Here is a 21,264-nt window from a genome sequence, read left to right on the forward strand (position 1 = left end):
ATGAATAAGATCCTGCACGCTCCTCTTAATCCACGTTACGGAGGAACCAGGAGAGCGTCAAGGCGACTTCACCGCGCGCACACCGCCGACAGCGGCAAGCCCTTTCGCCTGTTCGGCGTAACTCGGGAGTGCCATCCTCAAATGCGGACTCGCCGAAAAAATCAGATCGAGAACACGTGGAATGGCGTTCGACCGGTCCATTCACGGACGCGGAAACGCCCGGTGACCGATTCGGCCACCGGGTGCCGGGGAAGGATCAGGCGGGGCCGACCCAGCGGGTCAGCGCCTCCTCGCACCCGCTCCGCGTCCCGCCCGCGGCCGAGGGCCACACCTCGGCCACGTACCCGTCGGGCCGCACCAGCACGGCGTCCACCCCGGGGAGGTCGGCGGTCGTCGCGACGACGACGTCGACCCGGTCCGCCCACTTGGCCGCGCCGCGCCGGAGCTCCTCGTCGTCCGCGAGGTCCAGCAGCACCGGCAGGCCCGAGGCGCACAGCTCGTGGAACCGCGCCCGGCCCGATCCGGTGAGCAGCAGCGGGTCGCCGAGCGCGGCGCCCGCCCGCGGGTGGTCGCCGCCGGGGTAGCGCAGGTCGGTCATGGAGAACAGGGCGTGCAGCCGTGCGCGCACCTCGCCGAGCTTCATCAGCTCGCCGTAGAACAGCTCGAACAGCGGGGTGTTGGCCTCGCCGGGCCGCAGGATCGCGATGGCGGCCCGCGAGTTGCGGATGGCCCGTTCGGCGACCGGGTGGCGTTCGAGGTGGTAGGAGTCGAGCAGGCCGTCCGGGGCTCGGCCGCGGACCTCGGCGGCGAGCTTCCAGCCGAGGTTCACCGCGTCCTGCAGACCGAGGTTGAGGCCCTGGCCGCCGAACGGCGGGTGCACGTGCGCCGCGTCGCCCGCGAGCAGCACGCGGCCGGTGCGGTAGGTGGCGGCGACCCGGCAGTTGTCGGTGAACCGGGTCAGCGACGTGGGTTCGCGCAGCCGGACGTCGACGCCGCTCGTGCGGCGCAGGCTCTCCTCGACCTCCTCCAGCGTCACCGGTCCGCGCCGCCGCTCCCCCGGACCCGCGAACTCGATCGACACGACCCTGCTCGGCGCGAGCGCGAACGCCACCACACCGCGGTCGGTCCGCCGCCACTCGCGCCCCAGCGCGTCGGGGTCGACGAGCTCGACCACCGCCTGGTAGCCGACGAGACCCGTGTCGCCGCCGGGGAAGTCGACGCCCGCGGTCTTGCGGACGACGCTCCCGCCGCCGTCGCAGCCCACGGCGTACGCGCCGCGGAACGCGCCGTCGGCGGTGAGCACGTCGACGCCGTCGGCGTCCTGCCGCACGCCGGTCACGTCGACGCCGCGCCGCACCACCACCCCGAGGTCGACCGCGCGGTCGAACAGCACGCGTTCGAGCACCTCCGGCCGGATCGGCATGAGGTCGGGGGCCGTGCCGTCGGCAGCCCGTCCGGTGCGGAACGCCGGTTCGACCACCTCCGCCACCGCGTCCGCCAGCACGTCGAGCAGGCCGCGGCGGTCCAGCGCCTCGATGGTGCGCGCGGTGATGCCGGGCGCGCGGAGCCGGGTGTCGAACGCGGTCTGGCGCTCCAGCACCTCCACCGACACCCCGGCCAGCGCCAGCTCTCCCGCGAGCATCAGCCCGACCGGCCCGGCGCCCACCACGACGACGTCGGCGGTCATGCCGCCCTCCCGAGGACCTCGTGCTGGACGCCGTCGAGCAGGCCGACGAGCGTCGCGTGGTAGCAGACCGCGAACCCGCCGCCACCCGCGTCGGCGGCGCGGGGAACGGCCCCGTCGGCCGACCGCGCCCGCTCGACGTCGGCACGGGCCCGCGCGAACGGCTCCACGGACGAGCCGAGGCTGCGGGTCGCGATGACCGCTTCCAGCAGGCGGTCCCAGTGCCGCGTCCGCCGGGCGTGGTCGGCGACCCGCTCGACCACGGCCGCCACGGACCGCCGCTCGGCGCTCGTCAGCCCCGTCCGCCGGTCGCCGAGGTCGGTCGCGTAGAAGACGGCGTGGGTGACGCGGTAGGCCTCGCGGGCGATGCGGCCGGTCGACCACGTCGGCGCCAGCACCTGCCTGCGGCAGAAGTCGTCCCAGCGCGGCTCGCCCCGCACGTAGCCCCCCTTCGCGAACGAGTGCACCTGGCCGATGGAGGTGGGTCCGCGACCCGACCGCCACAGCTCGGTGACCACGTCCTCGGCGGCGGGCAGGCGGACGCCGGTCGACCGCAGCCACGCGTAGGGCTGCATCAGGTACGGGCCGTCGTCGAGGTCGGCGCGCGCCTGCCGGAGGTAGCGCTCGTCGGAGCAGCGGTCGACCAGGAAGGTCCGCCACCGGTCGAGCACGCGGTCCAGCTCCGGCCACGGCGGGGTCGCGCGGGCGGCCCACGCGGTGAGGTAGGCGAACACCATCGCCAGTTCCCCGAACGGTTTCAGCCGCGACCGGTCCTCCCGACCGCGACCGCCGGACCCGGCCCACGGCGTGAACTCCTCCAGCCGTCCGGTGACCCAGTCCGCGCCGCGCTCCACGGCCGCGCGCCCGTCAGCCACGACCGCCTCCCCGGATCAGACCGCGGGACGCCAGGCTCCGCAGCACCTCGTCCCGCAACGCGGAGTCCTCGTCCTCCTCGGACAGCAGCGACGCGTAGGGGCTCACCGCGTGGCCGCCGGACAGCGCCCGGCGCAGCACCCCGGCCGCGCGCTGGGACAGGCGGTAGACGCGCAGTTCGCCGCGGTCCAGCAGCACGCCGCCGAACGGCAGCTCGTGGAACACGACGTCGTCGGCAAGCGCGATCACGACAACCCCCTCAACCACTTCTCGACGACGCACAGCCGGGCGATCTCCTCGCCGTTGCGGTGCACCCGCCCCGGTGTCAGGCCGTCGGCGAACCCGTGGCTCAGCACGCCGAGGCGGCGCAGCAGCGAGTCGGGGCCGAGCAGGTCCCGGCAGGTGGCGAAGTTCTGGTTCGCGAACACGGCGGAGATGGCGTCGATCCGGGCCTGCTGCATCCGGGTGCCCGCGCGGACGGGCAGCCCGCGGTTCGCGTACGCCAGGCGGAACGCGAACTTGTCGACCGTCATCCCGTGCCCGAACCCGAGCCGGTGCGCGGCGGGCAGCGCGAGCGCGTACTCGACCAGGTCGCGGTCGGCGTAGGGGGTGCTGAAGAACTTCCGCTTCGGCAGGCAGTGGCTCAGCCACGCGGCCTGGAGGTTCGCCGTGTTGAAGCCCTCGGCCAGCAGGAACAGCGACGTGAGGCCGGGCGGCAGGCCGCGGGTGGCGTCGCTCGTCACCGACCTCAGGCGTTCCTCGGCGAGGGTCGCGGCGTCGCGCAGCGCCCGCGTGACCCGGTCGCCCGCTTCGGCGGTGAAGCCGATGGGGTGCACGATCACGTCCCTGGGCGGCAACGCCGTGGTCGGGTCGGCGGACGCGAGCCTGCGCAGGTAGCGGAGGGACCCGCCGCGCGACGAGGTGGAGAACGTGGCGGCGGCGGCGTTCGCGACGGTCTGCCAGATCGGCTCCCCCGCGACCCTGGGGTCGAGCAGCCGCGGGCCCGCCACCTCGAGGAGACCGCGGTGCACGTCGTGCGCGAAGACCTGGTCGGACAGCAGTCCGGACAGGACGAACGTGGCGCCGTCGATCTCGGCCTGCTCGACCGCGGCCGTCACGCCGTGGGACGGCACGTGGGTCTGCGGCAGCCCGCCACCGTCCGGGACCTGGAGGTAGTCGCCGCCGTGCCGGGTGTGCTTGGACATCTCGTACGGCACCCAGGACAGCCCGCAGGCTCGGGCGACCTCCTCAGCGGCGCGCAGGTCGGCGTCGAAGCCGGGGAACGATTCGAGCGTGTAGTGGATGGCCGACCCGCGGCCCGGTTGCCTGCCCGCTTCCCAGGCGACGGCCGCGGAGTCGATGCCCCCGCTCAGGGCCACGACGAACGACCGCTGCTCAGCGAGCATCCGCGTGCACGCGTCGGCCAGGCGCGACCGCAGGCCCTCGGCGGCGTCGGCCAGGGACCGGGGTGGTTCGGCCACCGGCCGCAGCGCGTCGAACTCGGCGGTCTCGGGTCCGCCCGCTCGCACGGTCAGCGACCGGCCGGGGGGCAGCCGCCGGACCGCCGCGAACCACGACCGGTCGTGGGGGAAACCCCGCTCGGCGATGATCATCGGGAGCAGGTCGGCGTCGACGTCCTCCAGCGTCGGACGTCCGCCGTCCAGCAGCAGCGCCGGGTCCGCGGCCCACGCCAGCCGATCGCCGTCCGCCCGCCAGAACAGCGGGATCAGCGCGGTGACCGACCGGTAGAGCCGCGGCACGCCGTCCCGGCCGAGGTGCGCGAGCACGAAGTCACCGCGCAGCGAGCGCACGGCGTCGGCGCCGCGCTCGTCCAGCAGCCGCCGGACGGCGACCGCGGCCGACTCGTCCCCGCGCACGAGGCTCGGCGGGACGTCGATCCAGCCGGTGAGCTGGAGCCGGTCGACCGCGGGGACCGGGCGTCCGGACTCCTCGACCGGGCCCTGCCACACCACCGACCCGCCGCTCAGGTCGGCGTCCCAGACCGGCCCGGACGTCACTCGGGCCGTGGCGGAGGGCGAGGGGAGCCGGACCGCGCCCGCCATCCCGAACGCGGTCAGCAGCATCGGTCCTCCCCCTCCGGGTAGCGTTCGAGTTCCACGTAGCCGAGCGGCCGCTCCCCCGGTCGCCCGACCAGCGGCAGGTCGCCGAGCGCGGGCCACGCGTGCAGCTCCTCGCGGCCGTCGGCGAGTTCGATCACCGGGTAGCCGACCACGACCTCGACGGCGAAGCCGAGCCGCCGCAGCGCCGCGCACACGCCGAGCGACTCGTGCAGGCACAGGTGCCGCCCGCCGAACGTGCGGGCGAGGCCCATCACCCGCCACGCCGCGTCACGGGCCCAGAACGCCGTCGTGGCGTCCCGTCCCGCCCGCGCGGGCACGGGGTCGACCGGGGGGAGGGACTGCCGAGCGGCGGGCAGCCCGCCGCCGCGGAACGCCCTCCCCGTCCGCAGGTAGGCGCGCGTCGCGGAGATCAACTCGCGGTCGCGCACCCGAATCGCGGAAGGGGCGGACCCGTCCCCGAGCATCAGTGATCGGAGTCCGTCGAGCGATTCACGCCGGGTTCGAGAATAATTCCGCAGCGTCGACATTTCCTGCCTTTCGGAATTGTCCGAACGGCGTGGCCGCCCCTCTTCGGGACGACCACGCCGCGCAACTCACGACAGCGCGCCCATCACGGCGTCCAGTCACCGTCGATGAAGTCGTCCGTAGGGCCGGTCCAGCCCATGGTGACCTCCTCGAGCTGCCCCACGAACTCGACCTCGGTGTCCTCGGAGTGCTCCTGCACGATCGCACCCCCCTTCCGCTGTCCGGTATCCCAGTTCGACGCGGACCAGCCGTCCGCGTCCGCCGATCACATTTCCCGGACGGGGCCGACCGGACCAGTCCGATAAATCACCGACGGGAAATCACGTCAGCACAATCACCTACAGCCCGAGCGCTACTCCGACTGCTAATTTCGGCCGCGGAAAACTCGTTTCCGCAGAACGAAGAGGAGTAGCGAAATGCCCATCTCCGACGACCACGTGGAACAGCTGGTCGAGGAAGGCCGCACCCTCGTCCCCGATTTCCTGGACGCGGCGACGCTCGCCGAGTGCGGGCGGGCGGTGGCGGCGTACTTCCCGACCGGCGAGGAGTGGGCCGCCGCACCGGACAAGTACCGCGGGGTGCGGAAGTCCGCGGGCTTCCCCTACCAGCAGGACGTCCTCAACGAGGTCTCCACGCACCCGGACCTCCAGTCGTTCGTCGAGCGCGTGCTGGGCCGGGACGACGTGCGGCTCGGCGATTCGCTGCTCCAGGCCAAGTACGGCCCGGCCCTCGGCCCGGTCAAGGACCAGCGGCTGCACAACGACGCGTGGGGCCGCAACACCCTCGTGCACCCGCCGCGCAGGCCCGAGTTCCAGCGGGTGTTCGCGATCGTCTACTACACCGACGTCGAGGTGGACCTCGCGCCGACGTACGCGGTGCCCGCCAAGCTCACCCGTGACGTGCCGCTGCTGACGAGGTCCGGCGAGGCGGCCTACGACAGGGCGGACTACCCGGAGCTGTACGAGCAGGAGCAGCCGGTGGTGGCGTCCGCGGGCAGCGTGCTGCTGTTCAGCGGTCACACCGTGCACCGCGGGTCGGCCGTGCGCAGGCCGACCGGCCACCGCTTCGCGCACTTCCTGAACTTCCACTCCGCGCGCTCGACGTGGCTGGACAAGCAGGGCTGGCCCGGCTCGCCCGCCGCGCCGAACGGGCCCGCCGTGCGGCGGCTGGTCGAGTCGGCCTCCCCGCACCGCCGGGAGCTGCTGGGCTTCCCGGCCGTCGACAGCGACTACTGGACCGAGGAGGCGCTGGCGGGCACCGCCGCGCTGTACCCGGGTCTCGACCTCGCGCCCTACCGCCGTTGACCTGACTTGGAGACGCCGCCGTGACCACCTCGCCCTCCGTCGTCGTGCTGAGCGGTTCGCTCGACCCGCGCTCCCGCACGGACCAGCTCGCGCTCTGGTGCGGCAGGCAGTGCGCCGCGACCGGGGCAGCGGCCACGGTGTTCCGCGGCGGCGACCTGGAGTTCCCGATCTTCGACCCGGTGCGCGCGGAGCGCCCGGCCGCCGTGCGGCGGTTCCTGACCGCGCTGTCCACCTCGGACGGTGTCGTGCTGCTGTCGCCCGCCTACCACGGCGCGCTGTCCGGGCTGCTGAAGAACGCGCTCGACTACGTCGCCGACCTCGGTTCGGCGGACCGGCCGTACCTGGACGGGCGGTCGCTCGGCCTGGCCGTGCTCGCGGGTGGCGAGCAGGGCGCGGCCTCCGCGCTGGCCACGCTCCGCGCGGTCGGGCACGCGCTGCGGGCCTGGCCGACGCCGCTCGGGGTCACCCTGTGCGGAGACCGCGCCGCCTTCGACCTCTCGGGCGAGCCCTCGCACCCGGACGCGGTGGCGCAGCTGCGGACCATGCTCGCCCAGGTACGCCTGTCGCGCGTCCCCGACGTGCTGTCGGCGCCGGTGGTGGCGTGACGATGACCGCCACCCTCCCCGACGTCGGCCTGCCCGCCCCCCGCCGGTTCGCGCCGGTCTACGCCTGCCTCGTGGTGGTGCCGCTGCTGGTCGCCGCCGCGCTCCTGTGGCACGCGGGCACCGGTCCCCCGCTGACCGGCCGCACCGACCCCGCGCAGGTCGCCGTCGTCCCGGTGGCCCGGCTGCTGCTCGCCGCCGGGGTGATGATCGCGACGTGCCTGGCCGCCGGGGCGCTCGCCCGCAAGGCGGGGCAGCCCGCCGTGGTCGGCGAGATCGCGGGCGGGGTGCTGCTCGGGCCGTCGGTGCTCGGCCTGCTGTGGCCGCAGGGAGCCGCGTGGCTGCTGCCCGCCGGGGTCGTGGGGCCGTTGGGCGCCCTCGCCCAGTTCGGGGTGCTGTTCTTCGTCTTCCTGGCCGGACTGGAGGTCGACGTCGCCGCGCTGCGCGGCCGCGGCCGGATGTCGGTCGTGGTGAGCCACGTCGGGATCGCCGTCCCGCTGCTGTCCGGCGTCGTGCTCGCGCTGGCCTGCTACTCCACGTTCGCCCCCGACGGCGTCGCCCCCGCCCCGTTCGCGCTGTTCATCGGCGTCGCGATGAGCGTGACCGCGTTGCCGGTGCTGGCGCGGATCCTGGAGGAGGCGGGCCTGCTGAGGTCGCCGCTGGCGGCGCTCGCGCTCACGTCGGCGGTGGTCGACGACGTCACGGCGTGGTGCCTGCTCGGCGTCGCGGTCGCGCTGCTGGGCGCGTCCACGGCGTGGGCGGTCGTGCTGGTGCCCGTGGCGGTGGTCGTCGCCGGACCGGTGGTGTTCGTGGCCGTGCGGTCGCTGCTGCGGCGCGCGGGCGACCGCGTGCCGTGGTGGGCGGTTCCCGCGGTGGTCGTCGCGGTGCTGCTCGTGGCCGCCGGGGCCGAGAGCGCGGGCGTGCCCGCGCTGTGCGCCGCGTTCCTGCTGGGCTTGGCCGTGCCGGGGGACTCTCGGCTCAGCCGGGAGGCGCGCGACCGCCTCGGCGGGGTGACGACGGTGCTGCTGCCGCTGTTCTTCGCGGTCAGCGGCCTGCACACGGACCTCGGCCGGGTCGCGGAGTCCTGGGGCTGGTGCGCGGTCGTGCTGGCGGTGGCCGTGGCGGGCAAGTTCGGCGGGGTCGCGGCGGCGGCCCGGCTGATCGGCCTGCGCGCGGGGGAGGCCGTGCGCCTCGGCGCGCTGATGAACTGCCGCGGCATGACCGAACTGGTCGTGCTCGACCTGGGTCGCAGGCTCGGCGTGATCGGGCCCGACCTCTTCTCGGTGCTGGTCGTCACCGCGCTGGTCTCCACGGCGATGACCGGACCGTTCCTGCGTTCCACCACGACGGAAAGGCGGTTACCACCATGACCGAGGACTTCACCGCACTGCTGGACGCGCTCGACCCGGACGAGGCGGACGCGGTCCGCGGCTGGTTGGGCGGCGGGCCGGGAGCGGACCCGCTGGCGTTCCTGCGCGACCGGGAGCGGACGCCCCAGCCGATGCCCAGACCCCCCGCGGACGACCCGAAGGCGATCCGCCGCGTCGGCGTGGTCGGCGGCGGAACGGCCGGGTACCTCACGGCTCTGGCGCTGCGCGCGAAGCGGCCGTGGCTGGAGGTCACCGTCGTCGAGTCGTCGGCCATCCCGGTGATCGGGGTCGGCGAGTCGACGGTGCAGTCGATCGTGCAGTTCCTGCACAACTACCTGGGCATCGATCCCCAGGAGCTGTACCGGCGGGTGCGGCCGACGTGGAAGCTGGGCATCAAGTTCGACTGGGGGTCGGCGCCGGAGGGGTTCATGGCGCCGTTCGACTGGAGCGCGAACTCCATCGGCCTGCTCGGCTCGCTGGAGACCAGGGGTGACATCAACGCGTTCACCTTCCAGTCGCTGCTGATGGCCGCGGACCGCACCCCGGTGTACGACCTCGGCGGCCGGTACGTGTCGCTGATGAAGCACCTGCCGTTCTCCTACCACCTGGACAACCAGCCGCTCGTGGCGTTCCTGTGCGACCTCGCCCGCGAGCGCGGGGTGCGGCACGTCGACGCGAAGATCGACGGCGTGGAGCTGTCCGCCCCGGACTGGGTCGACCACCTGCGCACCGACGACGGCGAGCGGCTGGAGTTCGACTTCTACGTCGACTGCACCGGGTTCCGGTCGGTGCTGCTGGAGAAGGCGCTGGGCACGCCGTTCCACAGCTACTCGGACAGCCTGTTCACCGACTCGGCCGTCATCGGCAACGTCGAGCACGGCGGGTCGCTCAAGCCGTACACGTCGGCCATCACCATGGACGCGGGCTGGTGCTGGAACATCCCCACCCGCGACGCGGACCACCTCGGCTACGTGTTCAGCTCGCGGTACCTCGACGACGACCGGGCCGCGGCCGAGCTGGCCCGGCGCTTCCCCGGCGTCACCGAGCCGACGTTCATCCGGTTCCGCAGCGGACGGCACACCGAGGCGTGGCGCGGCAACGTCGTGGGCATCGGCAACGCGTTCGCGTTCGTGGAGCCGCTGGAGTCCAGCAGCCTGCTGATGATCACGCTGATGGTCATGCAGCTGACGCGGGCGCTGCCCGGCACGTGGGCGGAACCGGTCAGCCGCAGCGCGTTCAACGGCTCGCTCACCGCGAAGTGGGACGCGCTGCGGTGGTTCCTGGCCGCGCACTACCGGTTCAACCGGCGGCGCGACACGCCGTTCTGGCGGGACGCGCGAGCGGGGGTGAACGTGGACGGCCTCGAACCGCTGCTGGGCGCGTTCGCCGACGGCGCACCGCTGCAACTGCGGGACGGGTTCACCCGCGGCGCCGTGCGGGCGTCCGTGCGCACGTTCTACGACCTCCAGGCCTACGACTGCGTCCTGCTCGGCCAGGACGTGCCCGCCCGGCTGCTGCCGATCACCGAGGACGACCTGTCGGCGTGGCGGACGCGGAAGGCCGCCGCGGACGCGCTGGTCCGCACGGCGCTGCCGCAGCACGAGGCGCTGGCCGTGTTCGACAAGGAACCCCACCTGCTGACCTCGCTGTTCGAGGACGAGGACAGCTGGGCCGCGGCGAGCAGGCCGATCCGACTGGTCTGATCCGCGCACAGCTCGCGCACAGGCGAGGCACAAGGAGGACCCAGCCGGGAGCGCGACCGTCGGCACCATGACGGTTGTCGACTCCCCCGCTCCCGCCCCGACGGCACCACCCCCTCCGGCGGTCGGAGAGCCTCGCTGGGAACGCCCGGCGCTGGTCGGGCTGCTCGCCGCGACCGCCGTGCTCTACCTGTGGCGGCTCGGCGACTCCGGGTGGGCCAACGCCTACTACTCGGCCGCCGCGCAGGCCGGGGCGCGGAGCTGGGAGGCGTGGTTCTTCGGGGCGACCGACTGGGCGAACTCGATCACGGTCGACAAGACGCCCGCGGCGCTGTGGGTCATGGGGCTGTCTGCGCGGCTGTTCGGGGTGAACGCGTGGAGCATCCTGGTGCCGCAGGCGCTGATGGGCGTGGCGAGCGTCTGGCTGCTGCACGCGGCGGTGAAGCGGACGTCGGGTGCGGCGGCCGGGCTGGTCGCGGGCGCGGTGCTCGCGCTGACGCCGGTCGCGGTGCTGATGTTCCGGTTCAACAACCCGGACGCGCTGCTGGTGCTGCTGCTCGTGGCGGGCGCGTACTGCACGGTGCGGGCGGTGGAGACGGCGAGTTGGCGCTGGCTCGCGCTGGCGGGCGCGGCGGTCGGGTTCGCGTTCCTGGCGAAGATGCTCCAGGCGTTCCTGGTGCTGCCGGCCTTCGGGTCGACGTACCTGGTGTTCGCCCGCGCCACGCTGGGGAGGCGGATCGCGCACCTGGCCGCCGCGCTCGGGGCGGTGGTGGTCGCGGGCGGGTGGTGGGTCCTGGTCGTCGAGCTGGTGCCCTCCGGGTCGCGGCCGTTCATCGGCGGGTCGCAGACGAACAGCGTGCTCGAACTGACGTTGGGCTACAACGGTTTCGGCAGGCTCACCGGTGACGAGGTGGGCAGTGTCGGCGGCGGTGCCGGTGGTGGTTGGGGGTCCACCGGGTGGTTCCGGTTGTTCGGCGGCGAGATGGGCGACCAGATCGCGTGGCTGCTGCCCGCCGCCGTGGTGCTGCTCGTCGCGGGGTGGTGGGCCGGTGACCGGGCCTCCCGCGCGGGATTGTCGTTGTGGGGTGGCTGGTCGCTGGTCACCGCCGCCGTCTTCAGCTACATGAACGGGATCATCCACGGGTACTACACGGTGGCGTTGGCGCCCGCGATCGGTGCGATCGTCGGGATCGGGGCCACGGCGCTGTGGCGTCGGCGGAGCGATCCGGTGGCGCTCGCCGGGTTGTCCGGGGCGGTGGCGCTGGCGGCGTTGCAGGCCTACCTGCTGCTGACCTCGTGGTCCGGCACGTTCGCGATCGTCGTGCTGGTGCTGGGGTTCCTCGCCGCCGCCGGGTTCTTCTTCAGCCCCAAGGTGTTCGTGCCGGTCGCCCTCGTCGCCGCGCTGATCGGGCCGGGCGCCTACTCGGTCGCGACCGCGGCCACTCCGCACTCCGGGGCGATCCCGTCCGCCGGTCCGGCGGGCACGGGTGGGTTCCGCGGTGGCGGCGGGATGGGTGGGGGCATGGGCGGTCTGTTGAGCGCGCCGACACCAGGTGCCGAGCTGGTCTCGTTGCTGCGGTCGGGCTCGCGGACCTGGGCCGCCGCCGCGGTGGGGTCGAACAACGCCGCGGGCTACCAGTTGGGCAGCGGTGTGCCGGTGATGGCCGTGGGCGGGTTCAACGGGACCGATCCGGCTCCCACGCTCGCCGAGTTCCAGCGGCTCGTGGCGGACGGGAGGATCCACTACTTCCTCGGCGGGGCCGGTATGTCCGGATCCACCGGAAGTGACGCGGCGCAGGAGATCGCGGCCTGGGTCCAGCAGAACTTCGACGCGTCCACGGTGGACGGTGTGGCCGTCCACGACCTCACAGTCGGCGCACAGCGATGACACACGGAGCACCCAGCCCCGGCCCCGAGGTTGGGCTCATGACACTCACGACGCTGCGGCCCGGTGCGACCCCCATCGCGACGAACACCAAGACCCCCGTCCTGGACGTGGTGGTGCCGGTGTTCAACGAGGAGGTGGACCTCGGACCGTGCGTGCGCAGACTGCACGCCGACCTGGTCCGGACCTCGCCGTACCCCTTCCGGATCACCATCGCGGACAACGCCAGCACGGACGGGACCGCCGCGGTCGCCGAGGCGCTCGTGGACGAGCTGCCCGAGGTCGTGGTGGTGCACCTGGAGCAGAAGGGCCGAGGGCGGGCGCTGCACCAGGTGTGGCTCGCGTCCGACGCGCCGGTGCTGGCGTACATGGACGTCGACCTGTCGACGGACCTGGCCGCGTTGCCGCCGTTGATCGCCCCGCTGATCTCCGGGCACTCCGACATCGCGATCGGCAGCAGGCTGGCCCGCGGCGCTCGGGTGGTGCGCGGGCCGAAGCGGGAGTTCATCTCGCGGTGCTACAACCTGCTGCTGCGCGGGACGCTGGCGACGCGGTTCTCCGACGCGCAGTGCGGGTTCAAGGCCATTCGCGCCGACGTCGCCAAGCGGCTCCTGCCGCACGTCGTGGACACCGGCTGGTTCTTCGACACCGAACTGCTGGTGCTGGGCGAACGCGCGGGCCTGCGCATCCACGAGGTCCCGGTGGACTGGGTGGACGACCCGGACAGCCGGGTCGACATCGTGTCCACCGCGATGGCCGACCTCAAGGGCGTGGCCCGGCTGGGGCGGGCGCTGGCGACCGGCGGGCTGCCGATCGCGGAACTCCGCCAGCAGCTCGGCCGTGAGCCGTTGGAGAGCAAGACCCCCGGTGTGCCGACGGGTCTGCTGCGCCAGCTCGTCCGGTTCGGGGCGATCGGCGTGACCAGCACCCTGGCCTACCTGCTGCTGTTCCTGCTGCTGCGCGGCGGGCTGGGGGCGCAGGGCGCGAACCTGGTGGCGCTGCTCGTCACCGCCGTCGCGAACACCGCCGCCAACCGCCGCTTCACGTTCGGCGTGCGCGGCCGGCACGGCGCGGGCCGCCACCAGTTCGAGGGGCTGATCGTGTTCGGTCTCGGGCTGGCGCTGACCAGCGGGTCGCTCGCGCTGCTGCACGGCTCCACCGATCCCGGCCAGGTCGCCGAGGTCGCCGCCGTCGTCGGCGCCAACCTGGTCGCCACCGTGTTGCGCTTCCTGCTGCTGCGCAACTGGGTGTTCCGCTCCCGTCCCCTTCCGACTCCCCTGGAGAACAACTGATGACCACGACGTTGTCGCCGAGCGCGACTACCGTCGCCCCCGTGGTTCCGGCACCCCGGCGCGATCCCCGGTGGGTCAGGCCCGCGTTCTTCGCACTGCTCGCGGCCACCGCGGTGCTGTTCCTGTGGAACCTGTCGGCTTCGGGCTACGGCAACGGGTTCTACGCCGCCGCGACCCAGTCCGCCACGCACAGCTGGAAGGCGTGGCTGTTCGGGTCGCTCGACTCCGGCAACGTGCTGACGGTCGACAAGCCACCGGCCTTCCTGTGGGTCAGCGGCCTGTTCGCACGGGTCTTCGGGTTCTCCGGCTGGACGGTGCTGGCGCCGCAGGCGCTGGAGGGCGTCGCGGCCGTGGGCCTGTTGTACGCCACGGTGAAGCGCACCTCGGGCCCGGTCGCCGGGCTGTTCGCCGGTGCGGCGCTGGCGTTGACGCCGGTCGCGACGCTGGTGTTCCGGTTCAACCTGCCGGACGCCCTGCTGGTGCTGCTGATGATCGCCGCCGCGTACTGCGTGGTCCGGTCGCTGGAGAAGGCGAGCCCGCTGTGGATCGCGCTCGCCGGCGCGGCGATCGGGTTCGCGTTCCTGACGAAGATGGGCCAGGCGCTGCTGGTGCTGCCCGCGCTGGGGCTCGTGCACCTGATCGCCGCCCCGACCGGACTCGGCAGGAGGCTGCTGCACCTGCTGGGGGCCGCCGCCGCGATGATCGTGTCGGCGGGCTGGTTCATCGTGCTGGTCGAGCTGTGGCCCGCCGACTCGCGGCCCTACATCGGCGGTTCGACCAACGACAGCCTGTGGGAGCTGGCCGTCGGCTACAACGGTCTCGGCCGGCTGTTCGGCCAGGGCGGAGGAGGAGGCGCCGTCATGACCGGTGGTGCTGGGAACACCGGCTTCGGCGGCGCGTCGGGGATCGGCCGGATGTTCGGCGCGAGCTTCGGCAGCGAGGTGTCGTGGCTGCTGCCCGCCGCGCTGATCGGCCTGGTCGCCGGGCTGTGGTTCACCCGCCGCTCACCGCGCACCAGCCGGACGCGGGCCGCGCTGATCCTGTGGGGCGGCTGGATGGTCGTCACGGCGCTGGTGTTCAGCTTCATGAGCGGCATCATCCACCCGTACTACAGCGTCGCCCTGGCGCCGGGGATCGTCGGCACGGTCGCGATCTCCGGTCGTGAGCTGTGGCGCGGCCGGGCCCACACGCCCGTGCGGATCGCGTTGGCGGCGATGGTCGCGGCGACCGGGTTCTGGAGCTTCGCGCTGCTCGACCGGGTGCCGGAGTGGCTGCCGTTCGTGCGGTGGACCACCGCGGTGGTGACGGTCGTCGTCGCCACGGTGATCGTCCTCGGCGTCACGCGGGCCAGGAAGGCCGTGCTGACCGGTGTGCTGGTGGCCGGGCTGCTCGGCACCGTCTCGTACTCTGCGGCCACGGCGGCGGCCTCGCACAGCGGCTCCATCCCGGTGTCCGGCCCCGCGGACTACGTCTCCGGTGGCATGGGTGGCGGTCCGGGCGAGGAGTCGACCGGGAGCGGGCTGACCGAGCTGCTCAAGGGCACGAGCACCCTGTGGGCGGCGGCGACCGTCGGCTCGCAGAGCGCCGCGAGCCTGGAACTGGCCACCGGCAAGGCCGTGATCGGCATCGGCGGCTGGAGCGGGTCCGACCCGGCGCCGACGCTGGCCGAGTTCCAGCGGTACGTGGCCGACGGGAAGATCGGGTACTACGTGCCGGGCGGACGCGGCGGGTTCGGCGGCGCGGGCGGCAGCGGCGAGATCGCCACGTGGGTGGAGGCCAACTTCACCGCCGTGGAGGTCGACGGGACCACCGTCTACGACCTGGGCGAGTAGTCCACCGGGGCGCGCGCGTGGCCACCGGGCCGCGCGCGCGTCCTCACGTCCGGGGCCGGGCGGTGGACGCGCGCTCGACCAGGTCGACGCCGATCGTGACCGGCTCGCGGGGCTGCTCGCCGCCCTCGATGGAGCCGATCAGCATCCGCACGGCCGTGGCCGCCTTCTCGCCGATGTCCTGGGCGACCGTCGTCAGCTTCGGCGTGACGTACGCGCACAGGTCCAGGTTGTCGAAGCCGATCACCGAGAGGTCGTCCGGCACGGTCGCGCCGCTGTCCGCCACCCCCTCCATGATCCCGATCGCGAGGATGTCCGCGGTCGCGAACACGGCGGTGGCGCTCGGGTGCGCGGCGAGCAGCCGCCGCCCCACCTCCAGGCCGTCGGCGTGCGTGGTGTTGACCGTCTCGATGAGCCCGTCGTCCCAGGTCAGGCCAGCCTCGGCGAACGCGTGCAGGAACCCCTCGAACCGCTGGTGCACCACGCCGACGTCGGAGAACGCCGGGCCCGCGAACAGGATCCGCCGGTGCCCGAGGCCGATCAGGTGCTCGGCGGCGAGCCTGGCCCCCGCGAAGTCGTCCGCGCGGACGCCCGTGGTGATCCGGTTCTCGGAGTAGCTGTCGACGGCGAGCACGCGGACGCCGCCGATCGTGGCCTTGGTGAGCCGGTCCAGCTCCTCGTCCAGGAACCCCAGCAGCACCGCGCCGTCCAGGCTCCACGACTGGAGCGCCTCGGTCACCTCGTCCGGGTGCGCGATGCCGCGCAGCAGCAGGTGGTAGCCGCGCTTGCGCAGCTCGCGCTCGATCTGGCCCGCGATGGCGACGTTGTGCGGGCTGATCATCATGCTGTCCTCGTCGGCCGCGGGCACCAGCAGCCCGATCAGCCGGGACGACTTGGCCGCGAGGCTGCGCGCGGACGCGCTGGGCACGTAGCCGCGCTCGGCCACGATCCGCCGCACGCGCTCGATCGTCTCCGGCGAGACGCGGGCCTTGTTGCCGTTGACGACGTTCGACACGGTCATCATGCTCACGCCCGCCTCGTCGGCGATGTCCCGCAGGGTGACCCGCACCTGTCGAACTCCTCTCGTCCGGCATCCCAGGATACGACGCCCCCTCGCGGCGGAGGACCGGTTCCACCGTTGACAGGGTGCCGGGGGTCACATTACCGTCCCTCTAGGTGGAGCGCTAAACCTAGTCCGCGGATCGAGCGGCCGGAGCGTCCACGGTGACCAGCCGTCCGGGATGGAGCTTCGTGAGCACCAGCACATCGACCTTTGTCCGCAACGATTCCACCGAATCGACCGGGTGGTGGCGCACCGCCGTCATCTACCAGGTGTACCCGCGCAGCTTCGCCGACGGGAACGGCGACGGCACCGGCGACCTGGCGGGCGTGCGCTCCCGCCTGCCGTACCTGGCCTCCCTCGGCGTGGACGCGATCTGGTTCACGCCCTGGTACTCCTCACCGCTGGCCGACGGCGGCTACGACGTGGCCGACTACCGGGCGATCGACCCGGCGTTCGGCACGCTGGAGGAGGCCGAGTCGCTGATCGCCGAGGCGGCGGCGCTGGGCATCCGCACCATCGTCGACATCGTGCCCAACCACGTGTCCGACCAGCACGAGTGGTTCCGCGCCGCGCTCGCCGCGGGGCCCGGATCCCCCGAGCGGCAGCGGTTCTGGTTCCGCGAGGGCGGTGGACCGGACGGCTCGGAGCCGCCGACGGACTGGGTGTCGAGCTTCTCCGGCGGCACCTGGACGCGGACGGTGAACGCCGACGGCTCGCCCGGCGAGTGGTACCTGCACCTGTTCGCGCCGCAGCAGCCGGACCTGAACTGGAACCACCCCGACGTGCGGCGCGAGCACGAGGACGTGCTGCGGTTCTGGTTCGACCGGGGGGTCGCGGGCATCCGGATCGACTCGGCCACCATGCCGGTCAAGGATCCCGAGCTCCCCGAGCTGGTCGGCGAGCAGCGGCCCGGAGAGCACCCGTTCGTCGACCGCGACGAGCTGCACGACATCTACCGCGGCTGGCGCGCGGTCGCGGACTCCTACGAGGAGCCGCGGGTGCTGGTCGGCGAGATCTGGCTGGCCGACCAGCACCGGTTCGCCCGCTACCTGCGGCCCGACGAGATGCACACCGCGTTCAACTTCGACTTCATGATGCGGCCGTGGGACCCCGATCAGCTCCGGGCCTCGATCCGGTCCACCGTGGAGGCCCACCGGCCGGTCGGCGCGCCGCCGACGTGGACGCTGTCGAACCACGACGTCACCCGGCCGGTGACCCGCTACGGCCGGGAGGACAGCTCGTTCGGCTTCGCCGCGCGGCGGTTCGGCATCCCGACGGACCTGGCGACGGGTCGCCGCCGGGCACGGGCCGCCGCGCTGCTGACCGGCGCGCTGCCCGGTTCGCTCTACCTGTACCAGGGCGACGAACTCGGCCTGCCCGAGGTGGAGGACCTGCCGCTCGACGCCCTCCAGGACCCGATGCACTTCCGGTCCGACGGCGTCGACCCCGGCCGCGACGGCTGCCGCGTGCCGCTGCCGTGGACCGCCCACGGTCCGTCGTTCGGGTTCGGCGACGGCGGCTCGTGGCTGCCGCAGCCGACCGGGTGGGGCGAGTACTCGGTGTCGTCGCAAGAGGACGATCCCGACTCGGTCCTCTCGCTGTACCGCCGGATGCTGGCGATCCGGCGCACCGAACCCGCGCTGCTCGGCGGGTCGTTCGACTGGCTGGGGTCCGACGGAGGGGTCCTGGCCTTCCGCCGCGGCGGCGACCTCGTGTGCCTGGTGAACCTCGGGCCCGCGACCGCGCTGCCCCCGCACACCTCCGTCCTGCTCGCCAGCGGCGACCTGGACGGCGACCTCCTGCCCACCGACACAGCCGTCTGGCTGCGTTCCTGAGAGATCCGCCCCTGGAGGGACGATGAAGTCCATCGCTGTTCTGGCGGTCGCCACCGCCGTGCTGGCCGCGTGTTCCGGCGGTGGCGCGCGGAGCGCCGACGGGAGGACCGTCGTGACCGTCTCGCTCGACCCCGGCCTCGAACAGGGGGCGGTCGACGCGTTCAACGCCCGCGTGGCGCGGTTCGAGTCGGCGAACCCCGCGATCGACCTCGTGCCGCGCGAGTACGAGTGGGACGCGACCACGTTCACCACGCAGCTCGCCGGTGGAACGCTGCCGGACGTGTTCACCGTGCCCTTCACCGACGGACGCGGCTTGATCGAGCGCGAGCAGATCGCGGACATCAGCGGCGAGGTAGCCGGGCTGCCGTACGCGGGGAAGTTCAACGAGGAGGTCGCCAAGGCCGGGTCGGCCGACGACGGGAGGATGTGGGCGGTGCCGATCGCCGCCCACGGCCAGGCGCTGCACTACAACCGGACGCTGTTCACGCAGGCCGGTCTGGACCCGGACGAGCCGCCGACGTCGTGGGAGGGGATCCGGTCGGCCGCCAGGCAGATCTCGGAGAAGACCGGGCAGGCCGGGTTCGCGATGATGACCAGCGGCAACACCGGCGGCTGGATCGCGACCACGCTGGCCTACGCGTTCGGCGGGCGCACGGAGAAGCTGGAGGGCGACACCGCGAAGTCCACCGCGGACAGCGCGGGGATGGTGAAGGCCCTCCAGGCGGTCAAGGCCATGCGGTGGGACGACAACAGCATGGGCGCGAACTTCCTGTACGAGTGGGGAACCATCAACCAGGACTTCGCGGCGGGCCGGATCGGCATGTACGTCTCCGGCGGCGGCAACTACGGGTCGCTCAAGGCCCAGAACGCGATGAAGCCGGAGGACTACGGCGTGACGGCTCTGCCGCTGACCGGTGGCCCGGACGCGGGCGTGCTGGGCGGCGGCACGCTCGCGGCGGTCAGCGCCGGGGCGTCCGACCCGGTCAGGGCGGCGGCCGTGGAGTGGATCGACTTCTACTACCTGGAGAAGCTGACGAACGAGGACGCGGCCGTGGCCGACGCGAAGACCACCGCGGACTCCGGCCAGGCCGTCGGATCGCCCGAGCTGCCGGTCTTCGACAAGGCCGCGTTCGACGAGCGGATGACGTGGATCGCCCAGTACGTCAACGTCCCGGTGGAGCAGATGACGCCGTACACGGACAGGATGTTCGACCAGCCGCTGGTGCCCGAGCCGACCCGCTCCACCCAGCAGGTGTACGCGCTGCTCGACCCGGTCGTGCAGGCCGTGCTCACCGACCGCGGCGCGGACGTCGGCGCCCTGCTGAGCGGGGTCCAGGTCCAGGCGCAAGCGCTGCTGGACCGGAGGTGACCGCGCCGCCGTCGCTGGACGCGGCACAGCCGGTGGCCGCCGCCGTCCAGCCCGCCGTGCCCGTCCGGCGCCGTCCCCGGCGCTCGCCGGTCACGTGGGTGCGCGGCGGCGGGCTGGGCCCGGTGGTGTTCCTGCTGCCGATGCTGGTGGTGTTCGGGCTGTTCTCCTGGGCCCCGATCGTGCAGACGGTCGTGATGAGCGTCCAGGAGACCAACCTGGTCACCGACCCGACGTTCGTGGGACTGGACAACTTCCGGGCCGTGCTGGCCGATCCGCTGCTGTGGACGGCCGTGCGGAACACCCTGTGGTTCGCGGTGCTGGCCCTGCTGCTGGGCTACCCGGTCCCGCTGGTGGCGGCGGTCCTGATGAGCGAGGTGCGCCGGTTCAAGGGCCTGTACAGCACGCTGGCGTACCTGCCGGTGGTGATCCCGCCGGTGGTCGCGGTGCTGCTGTGGAAGTTCTTCTACGACGCGAGCCCCGGCGGCGTGTTCAACACGCTGCTGGGGGCCGTGGGGCTCGGTCCGGTGCCGTGGTTGCAGGACGCGAGCACGGCGATGGTGTCGCTGGTGGTCGAGGCGACGTGGGCGGCGGCGGGCGGCACGATCATCATCTACCTCGCCGCGCTGACCGGTGTCCCGCCCGAGCAGTACGAGGCCGCCGAGATCGACGGCGCGTCGGTGTGGGGCAAGGTCTGGCACGTCACCCTGCCCCGGTTGCGCGGGGTCCTGCTGATCACGTTCATCCTCCAGGTCGTCGGCACGGCCCAGGTGTTCCTGGAACCGTTCCTGTTCACCGGTGGCGGTCCGGCCAACTCCACCACGACGATCCTGCTGCTGATCTACGACTACGCCTTCGCCAACAGCCTCGGCGGCGACTACGGCTCCGCGACCGCGCTGAGCCTGCTGCTCGCCGTGGTGCTGGGGATCCTGTCGGCGGTCTACTTCCGGCTCACCCGTTCCTGGAGCGCGTCATGACCGACCGCGGAGTGCTCTCCTCCTTCGACTGGGGCAGGCGCCGGGTGCGCGGCACGGCCCGCGCGGTGCACGCCGTCCTGCTGGCGCTGCTGTTCCTCGCGGGCCTCGGTCCGGTGCTGTGGCTGGCGAAGTCGGCGATCACGCCGACGCAGGACACCCTGCGCGACCCGCTCGCGCTGTGGCCCACCGGGTTCGACTTCGCGAACCTGGCCACGGCGTGGACGCGGGTGAGGATCGACGAGTACTTCCTCAACACGGTGTGGATCGCGGCGGGCGCGTGGCTGGTGCAGCTGGTGGTCGCGACGACGGCGGGCTTCGCCCTGTCCGTGCTGCGCCCGCGCTACCGCGGGGTGGTGTCGGGTGTGGTGCTGGCGACGCTGTTCGTGCCGTCGGTGGTGCTGCTGGTGCCGCTGTACCTGACCGTGGTCGACCTGTCGATGATCAACACTTTCTGGGCGGTGTGGCTGCCCGCGGGGGCGAACGCGTTCAACGTCCTGCTGGTGCGGCGGTTCTTCGACAACCTGCCCCGCGAGGTCTTCGAGGCCGCGCGCGTCGACGGAGCGGGCCCCTTCCGGCTGTTCTGGTCGATCGTGCTCCCCCTGTCGCGGCCGATCCTCGGGGTGGTGTCGGTGTTCGCCGTCATCGCCGCGTGGAAGGACTTCCTCTGGCCGATGCTCGTCCTGCCCGACCCGGCCGTCCAGCCGCTGTCGGTGCGGCTGCCCGCGTTGCAGCGCTTCATCGAGCTCGACGTGTTCCTCGCCGCGCTCGCCATCTCCACGGTGATCCCCGTCGCCCTCTTCCTCGCCTTCCAGCGCCTCTTCCTCAACGGCGGCGCGCTGTCCGGCGCGGTCAAGGGCTGAGCCCCCAACGGAACGGAT

17 protein-coding genes are annotated in these 21,264 nt (G+C 73.0%); 11 read left to right on the forward strand and 6 right to left on the reverse strand.

Annotated elements, in window-relative coordinates; genetic code table 11:
- Window positions 1-256: 256 nt before the first annotated feature.
- From AC156L_RS16010 to AC156L_RS16030, 5 genes are read right to left on the reverse strand one after another with little or no spacing between them, the layout of a single operon-like run.
- Complete coding sequence (locus AC156L_RS16010) at window positions 257-1,687, reverse strand: FAD-dependent monooxygenase (RefSeq protein ID WP_330880476.1); 1,431 nt, start codon at window positions 1,685-1,687, stop codon at window positions 257-259.
- The gene (locus tag AC156L_RS16015) at window positions 1,684-2,559 is read right to left on the reverse strand and encodes a DUF6895 family protein (RefSeq protein WP_330880478.1); all 876 of its coding nucleotides are present in this window, start codon (window positions 2,557-2,559) and stop codon (window positions 1,684-1,686) included. The genes AC156L_RS16010 and AC156L_RS16015 overlap by 4 nt, the downstream gene beginning before the upstream one ends.
- Complete coding sequence (gene adfB, locus AC156L_RS16020; protein ID WP_330880480.1) at window positions 2,552-2,806, reverse strand: actinodefensin-associated protein B; 255 nt, start codon at window positions 2,804-2,806, stop codon at window positions 2,552-2,554. The genes AC156L_RS16015 and adfB overlap by 8 nt, the downstream gene beginning before the upstream one ends.
- On the reverse strand, window positions 2,803-4,641 hold the full coding sequence (locus tag AC156L_RS16025) for an asparagine synthase-related protein (RefSeq protein WP_330880482.1): 1,839 nt from the start codon (window positions 4,639-4,641) through the stop codon (window positions 2,803-2,805). The genes adfB and AC156L_RS16025 overlap by 4 nt, the downstream gene beginning before the upstream one ends.
- Complete coding sequence (locus AC156L_RS16030; protein ID WP_330880485.1) at window positions 4,632-5,066, reverse strand: lasso peptide biosynthesis protein; 435 nt, start codon at window positions 5,064-5,066, stop codon at window positions 4,632-4,634. The genes AC156L_RS16025 and AC156L_RS16030 overlap by 10 nt, the downstream gene beginning before the upstream one ends.
- Window positions 5,067-5,579: 513 nt before the next feature.
- Here AC156L_RS16030 and AC156L_RS16035 point away from each other — a divergent pair.
- From AC156L_RS16035 to AC156L_RS16065, 7 genes are all read left to right on the forward strand, one after another.
- Complete coding sequence (locus tag AC156L_RS16035) at window positions 5,580-6,467, forward strand: phytanoyl-CoA dioxygenase family protein (RefSeq protein ID WP_330880487.1); 888 nt, start codon at window positions 5,580-5,582, stop codon at window positions 6,465-6,467.
- A 20-nt stretch (window positions 6,468-6,487) separates the two neighbouring features.
- Window positions 6,488-7,072, forward strand: a complete 585-nt coding sequence (locus AC156L_RS16040; RefSeq protein ID WP_330880489.1) for an NADPH-dependent FMN reductase — start codon at window positions 6,488-6,490, stop codon at window positions 7,070-7,072.
- A 2-nt stretch (window positions 7,073-7,074) separates the two neighbouring features.
- Entirely contained in the window at window positions 7,075-8,439 is a 1,365-nt protein-coding gene (locus AC156L_RS16045) for a cation:proton antiporter (RefSeq protein ID WP_330880491.1), read from the forward strand.
- Entirely contained in the window at window positions 8,436-10,142 is a 1,707-nt protein-coding gene (locus tag AC156L_RS16050; RefSeq protein WP_330880493.1) for a tryptophan halogenase family protein, read from the forward strand. The genes AC156L_RS16045 and AC156L_RS16050 overlap by 4 nt, the downstream gene beginning before the upstream one ends.
- Before the next feature lie 67 nt (window positions 10,143-10,209).
- The gene (locus tag AC156L_RS16055) at window positions 10,210-12,027 is read left to right on the forward strand and encodes an ArnT family glycosyltransferase (RefSeq protein WP_330880495.1); all 1,818 of its coding nucleotides are present in this window, start codon (window positions 10,210-10,212) and stop codon (window positions 12,025-12,027) included.
- A 38-nt stretch (window positions 12,028-12,065) separates the two neighbouring features.
- The gene (locus tag AC156L_RS16060; RefSeq protein ID WP_330880497.1) at window positions 12,066-13,316 is read left to right on the forward strand and encodes a bifunctional glycosyltransferase family 2/GtrA family protein; all 1,251 of its coding nucleotides are present in this window, start codon (window positions 12,066-12,068) and stop codon (window positions 13,314-13,316) included.
- Window positions 13,316-15,148, forward strand: coding sequence for a glycosyltransferase family 39 protein (locus AC156L_RS16065; RefSeq protein WP_330880499.1), 1,833 nt, complete (start codon window positions 13,316-13,318; stop codon window positions 15,146-15,148). The genes AC156L_RS16060 and AC156L_RS16065 overlap by 1 nt, the downstream gene beginning before the upstream one ends.
- 43 nt (window positions 15,149-15,191) lie before the next feature.
- Here the strand turns inward: AC156L_RS16065 and AC156L_RS16070 are convergent, their stop codons facing one another.
- Window positions 15,192-16,214, reverse strand: coding sequence for a LacI family DNA-binding transcriptional regulator (locus tag AC156L_RS16070; protein WP_330880501.1), 1,023 nt, complete (start codon window positions 16,212-16,214; stop codon window positions 15,192-15,194).
- A 182-nt stretch (window positions 16,215-16,396) separates the two neighbouring features.
- Between AC156L_RS16070 and AC156L_RS16075 the strand changes: the two genes are divergently transcribed.
- From AC156L_RS16075 to AC156L_RS16090, 4 genes are read left to right on the forward strand one after another with little or no spacing between them, the layout of a single operon-like run.
- Window positions 16,397-18,043: a glycoside hydrolase family 13 protein gene (locus AC156L_RS16075; RefSeq protein WP_484406973.1), complete on the forward strand. Its 1,647-nt coding sequence runs from the start codon at window positions 16,397-16,399 to the stop codon at window positions 18,041-18,043.
- Window positions 18,044-18,065: 22 nt separating this feature from the next.
- Window positions 18,066-19,412, forward strand: coding sequence for an ABC transporter substrate-binding protein (locus AC156L_RS16080; RefSeq protein ID WP_330880505.1), 1,347 nt, complete (start codon window positions 18,066-18,068; stop codon window positions 19,410-19,412).
- A complete protein-coding gene (locus AC156L_RS16085; protein ID WP_330880507.1) occupies window positions 19,409-20,386 on the forward strand; it encodes a carbohydrate ABC transporter permease in 978 nt (325 codons plus the stop codon). Before AC156L_RS16080 ends, AC156L_RS16085 begins: the two co-directional genes overlap by 4 nt.
- Complete coding sequence (locus AC156L_RS16090) at window positions 20,383-21,246, forward strand: carbohydrate ABC transporter permease (protein ID WP_330880510.1); 864 nt, start codon at window positions 20,383-20,385, stop codon at window positions 21,244-21,246. The genes AC156L_RS16085 and AC156L_RS16090 overlap by 4 nt, the downstream gene beginning before the upstream one ends.
- Window positions 21,247-21,264: the final 18 nt, after the last annotated feature.

The sequence above is a fragment of the Umezawaea sp. genome (genome assembly GCF_057122925.1).